Raw genomic sequence first — 15,233 nt, 5'->3', positions numbered from 1 at the left:
GGCATACATTCACCGGGTGACGCGACGTGCGCTGGAGTTCGGCAGTGCGGTGCTGCTCACCGGCCTGCTCGCCGGGGTCGCCGGGGCACTGACGGTCTCGTTGCTGCACGCCGTCGAACATCTCGCCTACCACTATTCGTACGGGCTGCTGCTCGACGGCATCGGCGCCAGTTCGCCGGTTCGGCGCGCGCTGGCACCGGCGATCGGCGGAGCGCTGGCGGGGCTCGGCTGGTGGATCCTGCGTCGCCGCAGCGGGACTCCGTCACTGTCGGCGACCATCGCCGGGAAGAAGCCGATGCAGCACCTGCCGATGGCGGCCGACGCGGCGCTGCAGGCCGTGGCCGTCGGCAGCGGTGCGTCGCTCGGCCGCGAGACGGCGCCGCGCCAATTGGCCGCGGTGCTCAGCAGTTACGGGACGACGTGGCTCGGGCGGCTCACGTCATCGACGCTCGGGACGCTGACGGCCCGCGACCGCGAGATTCTGCTGTCCTGCGCCGCGGGCGCCGGCCTGGGCGCGGTGTACAGCGTGCCGCTGGGCGGGGCGTTCTTCGCCGCGCGCGTCATGATGGGCACCTGGCATCCCAAGGTCGTCGGCACGGCGCTCATCACGTCGAGCCTGGCGGTCGCGGTGTCGCATCCGGTCACCCATTTCGAGCGCGACCTCACCTGGCCGGATCCGGCACTGTCGTACCAATTCACCATGCTGGCACTGGCCATCGCACCGCTGGCGGTGGTGATCGGCCTGACGTTCAACCGGTTGATGACGTCAGCGGGGCCCAAGCCGCAGCTGACCTCCTGGCTGCTCATCCCGGGCGTCGCGCTGGCGGGGCTGGTGACCGGCATCTGCTCGATCTACCGGCCCGAGCTGCCGGGCAACGGCCGCAGCGTGCTGATCGTCAGCGTCGACGCGCAGCTGAGCCTCGCCGCCGCGGTCGTTCTCCTGGTGCTCAAACCACTGCTCACCGCGCTGTATCTGCGGGTCGGCGCGGTCGGCGGCCTGATCACGCCGGCGCTGGCCACCGGCGCCGCCGCGGGCACCGTCGCGACGTTCGCCCTCAACGGCCTGGCCGATACGCATCTGCACGTACCGGCGGTGGCACTGACCTGCGCGGCGGGCGTCCTCGCGATCACCCAGCGGGCACCGGCATTCGCGGCGTTGTTCGTCTGGGAGCTGGCGCATCCGCCGATCTGGCTGCTGCTCGTCTTCGCGGTGGCCGCGTACTCGTCGCACGGCATCCGGCTGCTGCGGGAACAGTCGGCCGCTCGCGCGAAGACCACCGAGCCGAAGCCGGCGCACAAACAACTCAGGGGACCTTGACCCACTTGCCGGCGTCGCCCACGATCCCGACCGGGACAGCGCCGGTGAGGCTGACGTTCTGCACCGTCGGGCCCGCCGCGACGATCGTGGTGTCCTGCAGGATCGGCAGCACCGTCTCCATCGCCCAGAGCTTGGGCTCCAGCTCGTTCAGCACGTCGGCGATCTTCTCGGTGCCGGCCAGCGCCGCGTCGATCTTCGGCTGGATCGCGTGGTCGCAGATGCCGGTCAAGTTACTGGGCGCCTGCACGAGCTGATCGCCGCCGAGCGGCTTGGGCAGCGGAATGGTCGGCGCCGTCGACGTCACCGTCGGCGTCGAGGGCTGCGGCACAGCGGTTTTCGAGGTTGACGCCGTCGGCTGCCCCGTGGGCGCCGGCGGCGTGGCGGTGGAGACCGCCGTCGCATCCAATCCCGGGCAGCCGTAGCGCGATGCCAGCACCGTCGCCAGGTCGCCCCCGGCATGACGCCAGCCGACGATCGCGTCTACCCGCTCCAGTCCCTCGGCGTACAGCGCCACCGGATCCATGGCCAGCACGGTGGCCTCGATCCCGACGCTGCGCAGTTGGTCGGCGGCCGTGTTCGCCACCGCGACCGACGTCGGGTCGTTGGCGGCGACGCCGATGGCCAGCCCCAGCGGCTTGCCGTCCTTGACCAGCCGATCGTGGCCCGGCGGTGGTGGCACGCCGGGAGGTGACGGTGGCGCGACGTCCGGCTCGATGTTGTACCCGGCGCGCACCAACAGGTCCATCGCGGCGTTGCGGTCCAGCGCCGGTGGCGCCGTCGGCACGTAGCCGGGGTCCGACGGCGTCCGGATCTGAGCCTGCGCCAGCGTCACGGTGTTGTCGCTGCCCGCGCCGACGGCGGCCAGCAGGCCGACGTCGAGGAGACCCAGCAGTGCCTTGCGGACCTGGACGTCGGTCAGTGCGGGCCGCTGCGCACGCAGCGTCAGCTGCATGACCCGCGGCGTGACGATCCGCGCGGTCCGCACGCCCGGGATGGCCGCGAGTTGCGCGAAAGTCGCCTGCCCACCGTGCACCTGGGCCACCTGGGTGTCCCGGTTACGGATCGAATCTGCAAGCGCCGCAGGCGATCCCCCGCGCCGGAACAGCACCTGGTCGGGCACCGACGGCACACTCCAGTACCGGTCGTTGCGCGCCAGCAGGATTTCGTCACGCTGCGGGTCGATGCTCTCGACACGGAACTGGCCGCCGGTCACCGGCATGGCCCGCGCCAGCCCGGCGCCGAACCCGCCCGGCACATCCTTGACGATGTGCGCCGGCAGGATGTTGTTGAACAGCTCCCGCCACGCCGGGTAGGGCTTGGCGAACGTCACCACGGCCGTCTTACCGCCGTCGACCGACTGGACACCGGTCACCAGGTCGTAGCCGGCGGGGTCGACGACGCCGGGCTGGCTGACCATCTGGCGCCACTGGTACCAGTAGTCGTCGGCGGCGATGGGCGCGTTGTCGGTCCACTGCGCCTCGGGACGAATCTTGTACGTGACGGTGAACGGGTTCTGATTGGTCACGTCGGCCGACAGCAGCAGCGACGGGTCGAGTTCCCAGCGTGACCCCGAGGGCGACGCCGGATCTGCGATGGGCCGGAACGAGCTCGGCAGGACCAGCGCCGAGATGGCCGCATTGACCGGCGACTGGTCGGACTGCAGATGCGGGTTGAACCCGGGCCCGATCCAGTCGATGGCCATGATGATCTGGCTCATCTTGGGCGGCGGCGGGACGACGGTCTTGGTCGTCTCGGTGCTGCGCGGCGCCGGCGGCGGACTGACGGTGCAGCCCGCAAGCGCCAGGACCGACACCAGTGCGCCTGTCGTCATCAGCTGGCGGCGGGCGGTCGGCACGCCGTTCAGGGTATCCGCCGGGTGAGCCCGAGCCACCATCCGAGGCCCCCGCCGCAAATCCCCGTCGCGCCGCTCGCCCCTGATGTGGTCCACAATCTCCGGTATGGGCCTGCTGCCGAAGCCGTACACCCCGCTGTCCGATGCCGACGTCGCCGACGCGCTGAGCCGTGCCGTCGCCGTCATCAACCCATTGCTCAACGTGCTGTCGCAAGCCGATCCGATCGGGCTCCGCAGGCGCACCCACCGGCTCCTGACCCCGCCGCGCGGTTTGGTCGGCCTGGTCCGTCGGCTGCGGGTGGGGCACCGGCGTGCCGAGGCCGGCCGCAGCCCCAGCACCGCGGACCGGGCGCTGAACGCGGGCGCCCACCTGATGAACGCCGCTGACCTGCCGGGTACCGCCGCGTGGGAGCGGCTGAGCCGGGACGAGCGCATCCACTGGTGGGTGCACCGCGTCGGCGCGTTGAACACCGTGCTGGTGGCCACGCCGGGGGCGTTCGGTGTGCTGGCCCGGGTACTGCCGGTCAGCGAATTGGCCGGTTTCATCAACCACGCCATCGTGCTGTGTGCGGTGGCCCGCGAATACGGCGTCACCGATCGGGGCGAGCAGGTGCGGCTGCTCGCCGCGGTGTTGTGCCGACGCCAGCTGCCGGCGGACTTGCTAGACGACCTGGCCGTGCCGCAGGCCCCGGAGCCGGAGACGCTGCCCGACACCCCGCCCGACGGCTGGAAGCCCCTGGAGGCCGTCACGTCGTCGCTGCCGGTCGTCGTCGTCAAGAGCATCTGGCAGCTGGCGGGCATCCTGCGCGCGACGTTCGACGAGATCGCCAAGCGGCCGCAGCCGACCAAGTGGTGGCAGCGCCTGAGCGCGCTGCCGTGGGTCGGCGCGGTGTCCACGTACTTCGGAGAGCGCGGTGCGCTGATCAAGGCGGCCGACGAGGGTGTCGCCTGGCTGGACCAAAACCAGAAGGCCGGCTAGCGCTTCGCGAAAACGCGTGCGCCGGCCGGCCTTTCGGTTCGGTGAGAGTTAGTTGCGGGCCTTCTCGCGGGCCTTGGCGCGAGCGCGCAGGCTGGCGGTCAGCTCGACCTTGCGCACGCGCACGACCTCGGGGGTGACCTCGACGCACTCGTCCTCGGCGCAGAACTCCATGGCCTGCTCCAGGCCGAGCTCCAGCGGCCGCGCCAGCGTCTCCATGACGTCGGCGGTCGAGCTGCGCATGTTGGTCAGCTTCTTCTCACGGGTGACGTTGATGTCGAGGTCCTCGGCGCGCGGGTTGATGCCCACGACCTGGCCCTCGTAGGTGTCCTGGCCCGGCTCGACGAAGAACTGACCGCGGTCGGCCAGCTGGATCATCGCGAACGGGGTCACCGAGCCGCTGCGGTCGGAGACCAGCGAGCCGGTGTGGCGGGCACGGATCTCGCCGGCCCACGGGCGGTAGCCGTCGAACACGGCGTTGGCGATGCCGGTACCGCGCGTCAGGGTGAGGAAGTCGGTGCGGAAGCCGATCAGGCCACGCGACGGCACGATGAAGTCCATGCGGACCCAGCCGGCGGCGTGGTTCGTCATCTCTTCCATGCGGCCCTTGCGGGCGGCCATCAGCTGGGTGATGGCGCCGACGAACTCTTCGGGACAGTCGATGGTCATGGCTTCGAACGGCTCGTGCAGCTTGCCGTCGATCTGCCGGGTGACCACCTGAGGCTTGCCGACCGTCAGCTCGAAGCCCTCGCGGCGCATCTGCTCGACGAGGATGGCCAGCGCCAGCTCACCACGGCCCTGGACTTCCCAGGCATCCGGCCTGCCGATGTCGACGACGCGGATCGAGACGTTACCGACCAGCTCGGAATCCAAGCGGGACTTGACCATTCGCGCGGTCAGCTTGTGACCGGAAACCTTGCCCGCCAGCGGCGAGCTGTTGGTGCCGACGGTCACCGAGATGGCCGGCTCGTCGACGGTGATGCGCGGCAGGGCGTGCGCGTGCTCGAGGTCGGCGAGGGTGTCACCGATCATGATCTCGGACATACCGGCGACGGCGACGATGTCGCCGGCGACGGCCTCGGTGGTCGGGGTGCGCTCGACACCGACGGTGACGAGCAGCTCGGTGATCTTGCCGGTGGTGATGACGGGCGCGCCGTCTACCTCACGCATCCAGGCCACCTGCTGGCCCTTCTTGATCTTGCCGTTGTAGACGCGCACCAGCGCCAGACGACCGAGGAAGGCCGACGCGTCGAGGTTGGTCACCAGCGCCTGCAGCGGGGCATCCGGGTTGCCCTTGGGCGCCGGGATGTGCTCGAGCAGCACGTCGAACAGCGGGTCCAGGTTCTCGCTGTCGGGCACCTCGCCGTTGGCGGGCTGGACGGTCGAGGCGACACCGGCGCGGCCCGAGGCGTACAGGGTCGGCAGGTCGAGGGCCTTCTCGGCCGCGGCCTGGGCTTCCTCGTCCAGGTCGGAGGCGACGTCGAGCAGCAGGTCGTGGCTCTCCTCGACGACCTCGGCGATGCGGGCGTCGGGCCGGTCGGTCTTGTTCACCACGAGGATGACGGGCAGGTGCGCGGCCAGGGCCTTGCGCAGCACGAAGCGGGTCTGCGGGAGCGGGCCCTCGGAGGCGTCGACCAGCAGCACGACACCGTCGACCATGGACAGGCCGCGCTCGACCTCGCCACCGAAGTCGGCGTGGCCGGGGGTGTCGATCACGTTGATGACCGTCACGGTGCCGTCGGCGTTGTGCCGGTGCACCGCGGTGTTCTTGGCCAGGATCGTGATGCCCTTTTCCTTTTCAAGGTCACCCGAGTCCATGATGCGTTCGGTGGAGTCGTCACCCCGGTCCAGGGCTCCGGACTGCCGCAGCATGGCATCGACGAGGGTCGTCTTGCCGTGGTCGACGTGTGCGACGATGGCGACATTTCTGAATCCGGCGCTGGCCTGCTCACTCACGCCAAAGATTGTCGCAGCGAGGGGGCCGGTTTGCGAAACCGCGGACGGCCTGGCAAAACTGCTAATCGATGAAGGCCAGCAAGCTCGCCGGGGCTAAACCGAAGAAGAAGTGCTGCCGCAGCAAGCCCCGGTGCAAGCGGTGTCCGCTGGTGCTGCACAAGGTGCAGAAGGCGGCACACCACGGGATCCACGGCAAGGATCTCGAGAAGGTTTACAAGCGCGCCCGCAAGGCCTGATATACAGCGATTGACCTGCTTCTTTACTGGTTTCGCGAGTACCGTGGAAGCGTCTCGTCAGTTCCAGAGAACCAGCGCGAGGAGGTCGTCGTCATGACCATCTACGAAGTGTTGACCGGCTTGGTCGGATTCGTGCTGGCGCTCGGCGCAACGGCCGCGATATTCGCCGGATTGGCCAATTGGGCCGGCGGATTCTTCGTGGTGCGGTGTGCTGCGTGTCACCATTTGGCGTTCTCCACGGTGAACAAACCGAAGACCGACTGCCCGCATTGCAAGTACCCTGCGCTGCTGCACCCGCTGTACACCGCGCAGCACGGCACCGCGATGGCGTCGGCGCGCGTCGTCGGCGACAAGCTGCACTACTGAGTCAGCGCGGCCGTCAGCTCGGCCAGCCACGCGCGGTCGGCGGGCACCCAGGGCAGGTCTTCGAGTTCGGCCGCCCCCACCCAGCGGACGGCGTGGTGGTCATGGGCATGGGGCGCGTCGTCGGTCGACACCCGGTACGCCCGCAACGTGACGGTGTCGGACAACGGCACGTCCTCGCCCACCTTTTCCCCGACGGTCACGATGACGCCAAGTTCCTCGTGGAGTTCCCGGGCCAGCGCCTGCGCGTCGGTCTCCCCCGGCGCGACCTTCCCACCCGGCAGCTCCCAGAGGCCCGCGAGTTCCGGCGGCCGATTGCGCTGAGCGACCAGCAGTCTGGCGTCGGCGATAAGGGCTCCGGCGACGACGATCACGTCGGCCAGGCTACTGGCTCGTCGAACGTGGGGGTTTACGCGAATATTCGGCCGAAGTACCTCGTAAACCCCCACGCTCGGCGTCAGACCGGGCATCCGGCGGCTCGCAGCTTCGCGCGCACTCTCGCGACCAGCTTTTCGGGCTCGCGCAACATCGCCGCACTGACCCGGATGACCACCCACCCCATGGCTTCCAGGATCGCGAGACGTTCGATATCCCAGGCCCGCTGCCGACTGTCGTTCCAGTGCTGGACACCGTCGTACTCGACTGCCACCTTCCACTGACGCCACCCCATGTCGACGCGGATGAACGCCTCGCCGTAATCGTCGAAGAAGCGGATCTGCGTCTCGGGAAACGGAAGGCCGCCGGCGACCAGCCCCAGCCGCAGCCGCGATTCCTGCGGCGATTCAGCACCACCGTCCACCAACGTCAGAGCAGACTGCGCCCGATGCACACCGCGGGTACCTGGATTCGCCGCGATCAACGGTTCGATGTCGACGAGTTTCAGATCGGTTGCGTTCATCAGCGCATCCACTATCGGCACGGCCCGGTGCTGCGGCAGCAGTCGCGCGAGGTCGAAGGCCGTGCGGGCGGCAGTTGTGACACGCATACCGCGCCGCACACAAATGTCTTGCGGAGCAAGGGCATACGAATGAGTCGTCAGCCCTCGTGGGCTATGGCGATCTGGCCGGACCACCACCGCGGGCGCATCGGGGTCGAGCCACTTCGTACCGTGCACCGCAGCCGCAGACACCCCGGCAATCACCGCATCCGGCCCTGCGAACAGCCAACCGGCGCGCGCCTTCAACTCGGCCGTCATCTCGACGCCCTTGGCCAGGTACACGTTGCGATAAACCATGCGATACCGGGTACGCAACTGATGCTCCGTCAGGCGTCCTGTCCGCAGCGCCTGCGACCCGAGGATGAGTTGGTCCATGACGTCACCCTCGACGGGACGGGCGACAAATCTGACGCCCAGCGACCCGGTTATCCACAGGTCAGGCCGTCGAGCGTGGGGGTTTACGCGGAAAATCGCAAACGATTCCTCGTAATCCCCCACTCTCGCCGCAACAATGGGGTCATGGCCGTCCTCACCGATGAACAAGTAGACGCCGCACTGCCCGAAGGCTGGGAACGCGCCGACGGCGCGCTACGCAGGTCCGTGAAGTTCCCGGCGTTCCTCGACGGTATCGATGCCGTCCGCCGAGTGGCGATCCACGCGGAAGCCAAGGATCATCATCCGGACATCGACATCCGTTGGCGGACAGTTACTTTCACCCTGGTCACACATTCCGAGGGTGGTATCACCGACAAGGACGTGGAGATGGCCACGGACATCAACGGACTGGTCGTCTAGTCCTGGTTCGCAGGGCCATCCACGCCAGCGTCACCACCGTCATCACCGGGTAGATCAACCCCGCCCAGGACAGGTACCACGGACGGCTGATCACCCAGATCGTCGGCTGCGCGAAACTCAGCAGCCACGGCACGCCGACCAGCAGCAGCACCAGCCAGATCCAACGCAAGACGCGCGCGGAAGCGAGCTCCGCGAACGGCCCGTGCCACAACCACATCATCAGCGGGATCAGCCACACCCAGTGGTGGGTCCACGAGATCGGCGAGAACAGCAGGCCGAACAACTGCACGACGAGCAGCGCGCCCAGTCGATCCGGCCGGCCGGGACCGTAGACGGCGCGCCAGGCGAACACCGCCAGCACGGCCGTCAGCACCACCGCGATCAGCACCGCGGGCTCGAAACCGGCGTCGTGGCCGACGATCCGCGAGATCGCGCCGCGCCAGGACTGGTTGAACGACGTCGCGACGGGACCGATCCGGTGGGCGTCGCCGAGCAGGTCCGTGAAGTAGTAGAGCGCCTGGTCGCGCAGCACCAGCCACGACACCAGCACGGTGCCGGCGAAGGTGACGGCCGCGAACACCGCAGCGCCCCACCGGCGGACGCCGAGGAAGTACAGCCCCGTGACCGCGGGCGTCAGCTTCACCCCGGCGGCCAGACCCACCAGCAGACCGGACCACCACCAGCGGGTGCTGTAGACGGCGTAGAGAACGGCCAGTACGAGGACGACGTTGATCTGCCCGTAGTCGAACGTGCTGCGCAGCGGCTCGGTCCAGATGCCGACGGCCGTCCAGGCCATGGCCAGCCGGTGCGAGGGATCGACTGGACATTTCCCGTCGCTTCGCTCGCCCCGAAACCCGATGAGCCGCAAGCTGATCCACACCACGCCGTAGAGCGCACCGATGATCCCGACCTGCCAGCAGAACGCCAGCAAACCGAACGGCACGAAGTGCAGCGGATAGAACAGCACTGCCGCGAACGGCGGATAGGTGAACGGCAGCGGGAAGTCCGGGGTCTGGTCGGCGTAGACGTAGTCGTACAGCGGGCGACCACTGCCGAGGGTCGCCGCGCCGCCGAAGTAGACGTGGAGGTCGACGAAGTTGGCCCCGTTGGGGACCAGGTAGGTCCACGCGAAGCGCGCGGCGACGCTGAGCGCCAGCATCAGCGGCGCCCATCGGAGAACTGATCGCGTGGCGGTGTTTATCGCATGACTGTAACGGTCGGTCACCCTTCGCCTTCCGATCAGTAACGGATCCATAAATGCCACACGTGTCACTTGAGTAACACCAGTAACTGAATAGCTTCGGTGATGACGCGCCACGACTGGACCGGGAGGACCCCCAAAATGCGCACACGCACCACTGGAAAATTGTTGGCCACCAGCATGATTGCCGCCGCCGGCGCAGTCCCGGTGGCGATCGCCCTGAGCGCGGTCGCCGCCGCCGACCCGGCCCCCGCGGCCCCGGCCCCCGTCGTGCCCGGCACGCCGCTGGTCAACGAACTCGCCCAGGCTCCGGTCCAGGCGCTGTCGGGTGTCACCCAGGCCCTGACCTCGGGCGCGCCGGCCGCCGCTCCGGCCGCTCCGGCCGCCACTGCATCGGTGACCCTGCCGCAGAACCTGGTCCCCGGCGCCACCGCTCCGGCGGCCGCTGCCCCGGCCGCCGCTGCTGCGCCGGCCCCGGCCCAGGGCCTGATCCCGTCGGCCAACATCAACCTGCCGCAGATTCCGGGCTCGCCCGTCCCGCTGCCGAAGCAGGTCGCCTTCCCCGGTGACCTGACCTCGCTGCTGCCGGCCGGTACCCCGCTGGCGAACCTGCTGCCGCAGCCCGCTGCTGCTGCCGCGCCCGCTGCGACCGCCGCAACCGCTGCGACCTCGCCGCTGACTGCCCCGCTCGCCGCCGCGACCGCACCGCTGGCCGCACCGCTGGCTGCCGCTGCTCCGGCCGCTGCCGCCCCGCTGGCCGCCGCCACGGCACCGCTCGCCGCTCCGGCTGCGGCGGCGTCGCCGCTGGCCACCGCACCCGCCGCCGTGGCGGCTGCCGCACCGGCTGCACAGGCCATCCCGGGCGTCGTCCCGGGGATCATGAGCCTGACCAGCCTCGCGCCGGTCATCACCTCCGGCTTGCCGTGATCCGCGCCGTAACCAGATAACCGATACGAAACCGGGGAGAGAGTCATGCAATCGAGGAAGCTGTTCGTCGCACTCGGCGCATCCGTCGCACTCACGATCAGCGCGGCCACCGTCGCCCACGCTGATCCGGCGTCGCCACTGCCGTTGCCGCTGCCCATCGATGGCCTGCAGGCTCCTGGTCTGCCGGCCATGCAGACTCTCGCCCCGGTGATCCAGCAGGCCGCCGCTGACCCGGCGGGCGCCGCGGAGCTGCTCATGGCAGCAGCCCGGGCGTTCGCCGGGAACAAGGCGGCACCGTCGGATTCGAAGAATCTGGCCAACGCCGTGAACCAGTTCGCCGCCGACCCGGCCGCGAACCACGTGCCCGCCCCGGGCGCCGTTCCTGGTGCCGAGGCCCACCTGCCGGCCGGCGTCGACCCGGTGCACGCCGTCGGCCCGGTGGCCGAGGCCGCTCCGGCACCGGCCCCGGAGGCTGCCCCGGCTCCGGCCCCCGAGGCCGCACCCGCACCCGCCGCAGCGCCTGCTCCGGCACCCGCCCCTGCCCCGGCACCTGCGCCGGCGCCGGCTCCTGAGGCCGCCCCGGCCGCTGCCCCGGTCACCCAGGCCGCGGCGACGGTCCCCGCCCCCGAAGCCGCCCCGGCCGCTGCGCCGGCCCCCGCGCCGGCCGGCGCGTTCGGCCCGGGCACGCCGATCACGCAGGACTTCATGTACCCGTCGATCAGCAACGGCTGCGGCGCTGACGGCGGCAATGTGCTGGCGACTGCGATCAGCGTGGCGGGCCCCGCGAAGATTCCGACCCCGGGCCCCGGCCCCGGCCAGACCGCCTACGTGTTCACCGCGGTCGGCACGCCCGGCCCGGCCGCCGAGCAGAAGCTGCCGCTGAACGTCACCTGGGTCAACCTGACGACCGGCAAGTCGGGCAGCGCGACCCTCAAGCCGCAGGCCGACATCAACCCGCAGGGCCCGACGACGCTGACCGCCATCGTCGACACCGGCTCGGGCAGCATCATGTCGACCATCTTCGGTCAGGTGACCACGACCGAGAAGCAGTGCCAGTTCATGCCCACCATCGGTTCCTCGGTGGTGCCGTAATCACAACATCGCTCGGGCCTGCTGTCGGCACGCGTCGGCTATCCGCTGTTCGCGGCCGTACAGCAGGCCGAAGGTGAAGCCGTTCTCACCGGCCGTCGTGCCACTCGCCAGCGCCAGGCGGCGCAAGATGTCAGATGCGACCACGGTGTCCTGGTGATCGCCCAGGATCGACTGAAATCGCTTGTAATGCTTGACCGTTCGCTTCGAGCCCTCGACATCGCGGCATAGCTCCGCCGCGTACCGGGCGCGCTTGGCGGCCTTGCGGGCGCGGTGCAACAGCGCGGCGTCGACGTCATCGCCACCGAGCGCTGCGACGAGCCGTCGGTCAGCTTTCCGTTGGGCCTTACGTGCCCGCTTGACCAGTGCGGCGGTGCTCGTCTCGAGATCGACCGGTGGCGCCGTGCGCCATGACCGCAGCACCGTCATCATCGCCCGGTAACGCGGCGAGTCCATGGCCTCGGTGATGCGCGCCCGCGCGGGCAGCTCGACGGCCTGCAGGTCATTGCGGATGCGGGCCCGGACCGGACCCAGGATCAATTCTTCCGGCAACTCTTCGAGCGCTTCGGTGAATCTGAACTGCTGCACCTGACAATCACGAACCTCGCCGAGCAGCCCCGCGAACCATCGCAGGTCCTCATCGAGCTCTTCGACAGCGGCCTGATCCAGCAGCTTGCCGAACACCCGCAGCGTGCTCCGCAGCCGCCGGATCGCCACCCGCGTGTCGTGGATGGGGTCCTGTCCCCGCCGTAATTCGATGTCGCCCAACACGATCTGGTCGATCTGGGCGTTGAGGTACCCGAGCAACGCACGCGCCGCGGGCGACACGCGCTCGACGGACCGAATCTGCGGCAGGACGTGGGCGAGCTTCGACGGAAAGCGCGACGGCCGGGCGCCCGCGGCTTTCAGACGGCGGACGAGGCGCTTCGGCATCGACGGGGTGTGCGGCCCCAGTTCGACTTCGACCTCACGCCAGGCGAGTAGCCGCTCGTTCGCCGACGCCCGCACCGAATCGTCGGCAATCTCGGCATAGAGTTCGCCGGACCCGGGCTCGGCGAGCCGGTACCGATCCCGGACGGTGTGGATCGTGGCGACGCTCGCCAGTTGCTTGCCGAGGCTGATGCCGCCGAGGAGCTCAGCGGCCGCATCGGGCAACTTCTCCGTCAACGCCCAGTGCAGTTCGACGCGCCCATCGGCGGCCGGCACCTTCAGCTGCCACCCCGTGTCACCGTCGCCGGAGCGACGGCGCAGCTGGACGCGGTGCGCCAGCAGGTCGCGGTCGCTGGTGTCGTAGTAGTCGCTGGTGAGGTCGACGGTGTCGTGCTCGATGTCGGCGTCCGGGACGATGCCGCGTAGGTCGGGCAACCGAAACCGGTCATCGACGTCCCACTTGCCTTCGCGTTCCAGAACCTCGTGCATACCCAGGGGCATAGCCGCGTGCTCCGGCGATCAAACCAGCCGTGGTGTCGAGACGATGCCGAGGTCAACCAGCCGACGGCATCGTCTCGACGTGGCGGTCAGAGCTGGATCTGGCCGCCGTCGACGGCCAATTCGGCACCGGTCATGAAGCTGCTCTGGTCCGAGGCCAGGAACAGCACCGCGGCCGCGATCTCCTCAGGGCGTCCCAACCGCTTCAGCGGCACCTGCGCCGCCATGCCGTCGAGGAGATCCTGCTTCTGCTCGGCCGGTGCCAAGCCGGTCAGTCCAGGGGTTTCGATCGGTCCCGGGACGACGGTGTTGACCCGGATCTTGCGGTCGGCGAGCTCCGCTGCCCACGTGCGACCGAGCGACCGGATGGCAGCTTTGGACGCGGCGTAGAGCCCGAACGCCGGAACGCCTTCGGACGCGGCGGTGGAGCCGGCGAGGATGATCGACGCGCCGTCGTTCAGCAGCGGCAGCGTCTTCTGCACGGTGAACACCGTGCCGGCCACATTGCGGTCGAAGTTGTCGCGGTAGTGCTGGGGTGTCACATCGGCGAGGGTGGCGAAGTCGCCGCCGCCGGCATTGGCGAAGACGACGTCGAGGCCCGCGCCGTGCTCGGCGATCGCGGCGGCGAGGACGTCGAGCTCCTCTGGCTTGCTGATGTCGCTCTGGACACCGTGCGCGCCGATGGCTGCGGCCGCCTCATCGAGCCGCGTGCGATCACGTCCGGTGATGAACACGTACGCGCCCTCATCCGCGAGGCGCTTTGCGGTCGCCAGGCCGATGCCCGACGTTCCCCCGGTGACCAGTGCTGTCTTGCCGTCGAGCTGTCCCATGATCGTTGTCCTCACTGTTGTGTGCCGTTCGGCAGTCACAACATAGGTGATGTGTCACCTATTCCGCGGCATTCAGCACAGTCCACAGCCGAACGATGCGCTCGTCGACGATCTCCGCGACGTCGAAACCCGACGCCACCGTGGCGTCGTCCGGAGTACGTACCTCCCACGCCAGGAAGCCCAGGCCACGGGTCCGGCGCACCGGGCCGGCCTTCACGAAATGCAAGCCTGCCAGCTTTTCCTGCAGCTCAGCCACCTTGGCATTCAACCGGTCGCGGCCGACGGTCACGCCGTCATCATCGACCCACGTGACATCGTCCGAGTAGGTCTCCGCGATCGCGGCGGCACGGAGCCGTGGGTCGCGTTCATCGAACACGGCGAGCAGATTGGCTTCCATCAAGCGGGTGATGACTTCACTCATGACGCTCCCTATAGGTGATTTATCACCTAATTCTAACCCGGCGCGGGCGGGAGCGAGCTGTGGTGATCGAGGTTGACGTGAATGTGCTCCAGTGCCGCGGTGAACGGTCCGAGCAGGTTCTCCGGCAGCGGGTCGAAGAACAGACTGCGCACGAGGTCGACGTGCCCGGGTGCGGCCTCGGCGATCGCCCGCCGGCCGTCGGCGGTCAGCACGACATTGGTGGTGCGGCCATCCGCGGCGCTCGGTCGGCGCTCGGTCAAGCCGCGTTGTTCCATGCGACGCAATTGGTGCGAGAGCCGGCTGCGTTCCCAGCCGATCTGCGCGGCCAGGTCACTGACACGCAGGCCGCCGCCGGTGTCGCCGCTGAGCGCGACCAGCACGTCGTAGTCGGCGAGCGAGAGCCCCGAGTCGGCTTGCAGCTGCCGGTTCATCTCGTAGTTCATCCGAAGCTGTACCCGCATGTAGGCGACCCAGGCCCGCTGCTGCTTCGGCGTCAGCCAGCCCCGCTCGGGAGTCGGCTCCCCTGCCTTTCTCGGCGTCACGGTCGCCAGTATGACGGTCGGACAGACCCGACTACGCAACAGCGAGCGTGGCCACCCCCCAACGGCAGCCACGCTCGCCTTGGTTGATGGCTCAGTAGGCCATGAAGAGAATCATCTCGCGGTCGTACTCCCGACCGGGGTGTTGCTCAGCGAGGTGGGCCTGGGCCTTCTCGACCAGATCGTCCTCGTCACTGCCGGAAATCGCCTCGCCGCAGGGGCAATTCAAGTGTGTCTTAGCCATACACATCACCTTCCCATACGCATGATGGTCGGTATGGAGATTTACGGGCTCTTCACAGATGAGGGTGTAGAGGTGGTTGGCGCGTCGTTGCCGGGATAGAGGTCGAGGTCTCTCGAAAATG

17 protein-coding genes are annotated in these 15,233 nt (G+C 69.0%); 7 read left to right on the top strand and 10 right to left on the bottom strand.

All coding sequences use genetic code 11. The annotated features are described in order from the left end of the window. Positions 1 to 16: 16 nt before the first annotated feature. Positions 17 to 1,318 (top strand): chloride channel protein, encoded by a 1,302-nt coding sequence (locus ACJH6J_RS15955; protein WP_406804202.1) that lies wholly within the window; start codon positions 17 to 19, stop codon positions 1,316 to 1,318. Here ACJH6J_RS15955 and ACJH6J_RS15950 read toward each other — a convergent pair. Beyond that, positions 1,305 to 3,212, bottom strand: coding sequence for an ABC transporter family substrate-binding protein (locus ACJH6J_RS15950; RefSeq protein ID WP_406804201.1), 1,908 nt, complete (start codon positions 3,210 to 3,212; stop codon positions 1,305 to 1,307). The genes ACJH6J_RS15955 and ACJH6J_RS15950 overlap by 14 nt on opposite strands. A gap of 64 nt (positions 3,213 to 3,276) precedes the next feature. Here ACJH6J_RS15950 and ACJH6J_RS15945 point away from each other — a divergent pair, with 64 nt between their 5' ends. Beyond that, on the top strand, positions 3,277 to 4,149 hold the full coding sequence (locus ACJH6J_RS15945; protein WP_061001922.1) for a hypothetical protein: 873 nt from the start codon (positions 3,277 to 3,279) through the stop codon (positions 4,147 to 4,149). Between the two features lie 48 nt (positions 4,150 to 4,197). On the opposite strand, the gene typA is transcribed toward ACJH6J_RS15945, so the two are convergent. Next, positions 4,198 to 6,102 (bottom strand): translational GTPase TypA, encoded by a 1,905-nt coding sequence (gene typA / locus ACJH6J_RS15940; protein ID WP_061001920.1) that lies wholly within the window; start codon positions 6,100 to 6,102, stop codon positions 4,198 to 4,200. A gap of 68 nt (positions 6,103 to 6,170) precedes the next feature. Here typA and ACJH6J_RS15935 point away from each other — a divergent pair, with 68 nt between their 5' ends. Next, positions 6,171 to 6,338: a hypothetical protein gene (locus ACJH6J_RS15935; protein ID WP_110767632.1), complete on the top strand. Its 168-nt coding sequence runs from the start codon at positions 6,171 to 6,173 to the stop codon at positions 6,336 to 6,338. Positions 6,339 to 6,431: 93 nt separating this feature from the next. Continuing rightward, on the top strand, positions 6,432 to 6,704 hold the full coding sequence (locus ACJH6J_RS15930; RefSeq protein ID WP_061001917.1) for a hypothetical protein: 273 nt from the start codon (positions 6,432 to 6,434) through the stop codon (positions 6,702 to 6,704). Here ACJH6J_RS15930 and ACJH6J_RS15925 read toward each other — a convergent pair. Then, positions 6,698 to 7,084, bottom strand: a complete 387-nt coding sequence (locus tag ACJH6J_RS15925) for a (deoxy)nucleoside triphosphate pyrophosphohydrolase (RefSeq protein ID WP_346415227.1) — start codon at positions 7,082 to 7,084, stop codon at positions 6,698 to 6,700. The two genes, ACJH6J_RS15930 and ACJH6J_RS15925, sit on opposite strands and share 7 nt — an antisense overlap. Before the next feature lie 74 nt (positions 7,085 to 7,158). Beyond that, positions 7,159 to 8,013, bottom strand: coding sequence for a DUF559 domain-containing protein (locus ACJH6J_RS15920; protein ID WP_318986231.1), 855 nt, complete (start codon positions 8,011 to 8,013; stop codon positions 7,159 to 7,161). 144 nt (positions 8,014 to 8,157) lie between these two features. On the opposite strand from ACJH6J_RS15920, the gene ACJH6J_RS15915 reads away from it, so the two are divergent. Further along, positions 8,158 to 8,433 (top strand): 4a-hydroxytetrahydrobiopterin dehydratase, encoded by a 276-nt coding sequence (locus ACJH6J_RS15915; RefSeq protein WP_064979105.1) that lies wholly within the window; start codon positions 8,158 to 8,160, stop codon positions 8,431 to 8,433. Here ACJH6J_RS15915 and ACJH6J_RS15910 read toward each other — a convergent pair. Then, on the bottom strand, positions 8,414 to 9,592 hold the full coding sequence (locus ACJH6J_RS15910; RefSeq protein WP_318986232.1) for a mannosyltransferase: 1,179 nt from the start codon (positions 9,590 to 9,592) through the stop codon (positions 8,414 to 8,416). The two genes, ACJH6J_RS15915 and ACJH6J_RS15910, sit on opposite strands and share 20 nt — an antisense overlap. A 183-nt stretch (positions 9,593 to 9,775) precedes the next feature. Between ACJH6J_RS15910 and ACJH6J_RS15905 the strand changes: the two genes are divergently transcribed. Beyond that, positions 9,776 to 10,561 carry a hypothetical protein gene (locus ACJH6J_RS15905; RefSeq protein ID WP_318986233.1) on the top strand — a complete coding sequence of 262 codons (786 nt, stop codon included), beginning with the start codon at positions 9,776 to 9,778 and terminating at the stop codon, positions 10,559 to 10,561. A gap of 45 nt (positions 10,562 to 10,606) precedes the next feature. Continuing rightward, positions 10,607 to 11,653, top strand: coding sequence for a hypothetical protein (locus ACJH6J_RS15900; RefSeq protein WP_406775581.1), 1,047 nt, complete (start codon positions 10,607 to 10,609; stop codon positions 11,651 to 11,653). Here the strand turns inward: ACJH6J_RS15900 and ACJH6J_RS15895 are convergent, their stop codons facing one another. The 5 genes from ACJH6J_RS15895 to ACJH6J_RS15875 form a co-directional block, all read right to left on the bottom strand. Beyond that, positions 11,654 to 13,069, bottom strand: coding sequence for a CHAD domain-containing protein (locus ACJH6J_RS15895; protein WP_406775622.1), 1,416 nt, complete (start codon positions 13,067 to 13,069; stop codon positions 11,654 to 11,656). A gap of 98 nt (positions 13,070 to 13,167) precedes the next feature. Next, the gene (locus ACJH6J_RS15890) at positions 13,168 to 13,908 is read right to left on the bottom strand and encodes an SDR family oxidoreductase (RefSeq protein WP_318986236.1); all 741 of its coding nucleotides are present in this window, start codon (positions 13,906 to 13,908) and stop codon (positions 13,168 to 13,170) included. Positions 13,909 to 13,966: 58 nt separating this feature from the next. Beyond that, positions 13,967 to 14,329: a nuclear transport factor 2 family protein gene (locus tag ACJH6J_RS15885; RefSeq protein ID WP_406775580.1), complete on the bottom strand. Its 363-nt coding sequence runs from the start codon at positions 14,327 to 14,329 to the stop codon at positions 13,967 to 13,969. Positions 14,330 to 14,361: 32 nt separating this feature from the next. Continuing rightward, positions 14,362 to 14,790, bottom strand: a complete 429-nt coding sequence (locus ACJH6J_RS15880) for a MarR family winged helix-turn-helix transcriptional regulator (protein WP_406775621.1) — start codon at positions 14,788 to 14,790, stop codon at positions 14,362 to 14,364. A 172-nt stretch (positions 14,791 to 14,962) separates the two neighbouring features. Next, positions 14,963 to 15,112 (bottom strand): DUF1059 domain-containing protein, encoded by a 150-nt coding sequence (locus tag ACJH6J_RS15875; protein WP_064859942.1) that lies wholly within the window; start codon positions 15,110 to 15,112, stop codon positions 14,963 to 14,965. Positions 15,113 to 15,233: the final 121 nt, after the last annotated feature.

The organism is Mycobacterium sp. SMC-18 (genome assembly GCF_045310895.1).
Classification (GTDB): domain Bacteria; phylum Actinomycetota; class Actinomycetes; order Mycobacteriales; family Mycobacteriaceae; genus Mycobacterium.
The sequence above is the reverse complement of the archived record's forward strand: the minus strand, read 5'-3'. Positions and strand labels throughout refer to the sequence as shown.

Coding starts and splice junctions, on each gene's coding strand:
- ACJH6J_RS15950 (WP_406804201.1), bottom strand. CDS start 3,212: ATGGTGGCTCGGGCTCACCCGGCGGATACCCTGAACGGCGTGCCGACC.
- ACJH6J_RS15945 (WP_061001922.1), top strand. CDS start 3,277: ATGGGCCTGCTGCCGAAGCCGTACACCCCGCTGTCCGATGCCGACGTC.
- ACJH6J_RS15935 (WP_110767632.1), top strand. CDS start 6,171: ATGAAGGCCAGCAAGCTCGCCGGGGCTAAACCGAAGAAGAAGTGCTGC.
- ACJH6J_RS15930 (WP_061001917.1), top strand. CDS start 6,432: ATGACCATCTACGAAGTGTTGACCGGCTTGGTCGGATTCGTGCTGGCG.
- ACJH6J_RS15920 (WP_318986231.1), bottom strand. CDS start 8,013: ATGGACCAACTCATCCTCGGGTCGCAGGCGCTGCGGACAGGACGCCTG.
- ACJH6J_RS15915 (WP_064979105.1), top strand. CDS start 8,158: ATGGCCGTCCTCACCGATGAACAAGTAGACGCCGCACTGCCCGAAGGC.
- ACJH6J_RS15910 (WP_318986232.1), bottom strand. CDS start 9,592: ATGCTGGCGCTCAGCGTCGCCGCGCGCTTCGCGTGGACCTACCTGGTC.
- ACJH6J_RS15905 (WP_318986233.1), top strand. CDS start 9,776: ATGCGCACACGCACCACTGGAAAATTGTTGGCCACCAGCATGATTGCC.
- ACJH6J_RS15900 (WP_406775581.1), top strand. CDS start 10,607: ATGCAATCGAGGAAGCTGTTCGTCGCACTCGGCGCATCCGTCGCACTC.
- ACJH6J_RS15895 (WP_406775622.1), bottom strand. CDS start 13,069: ATGCACGAGGTTCTGGAACGCGAAGGCAAGTGGGACGTCGATGACCGG.
- ACJH6J_RS15890 (WP_318986236.1), bottom strand. CDS start 13,908: ATGGGACAGCTCGACGGCAAGACAGCACTGGTCACCGGGGGAACGTCG.
- ACJH6J_RS15885 (WP_406775580.1), bottom strand. CDS start 14,329: ATGAGTGAAGTCATCACCCGCTTGATGGAAGCCAATCTGCTCGCCGTG.
- ACJH6J_RS15880 (WP_406775621.1), bottom strand. CDS start 14,790: ATGCGGGTACAGCTTCGGATGAACTACGAGATGAACCGGCAGCTGCAA.
- ACJH6J_RS15875 (WP_064859942.1), bottom strand. CDS start 15,112: ATGGCTAAGACACACTTGAATTGCCCCTGCGGCGAGGCGATTTCCGGC.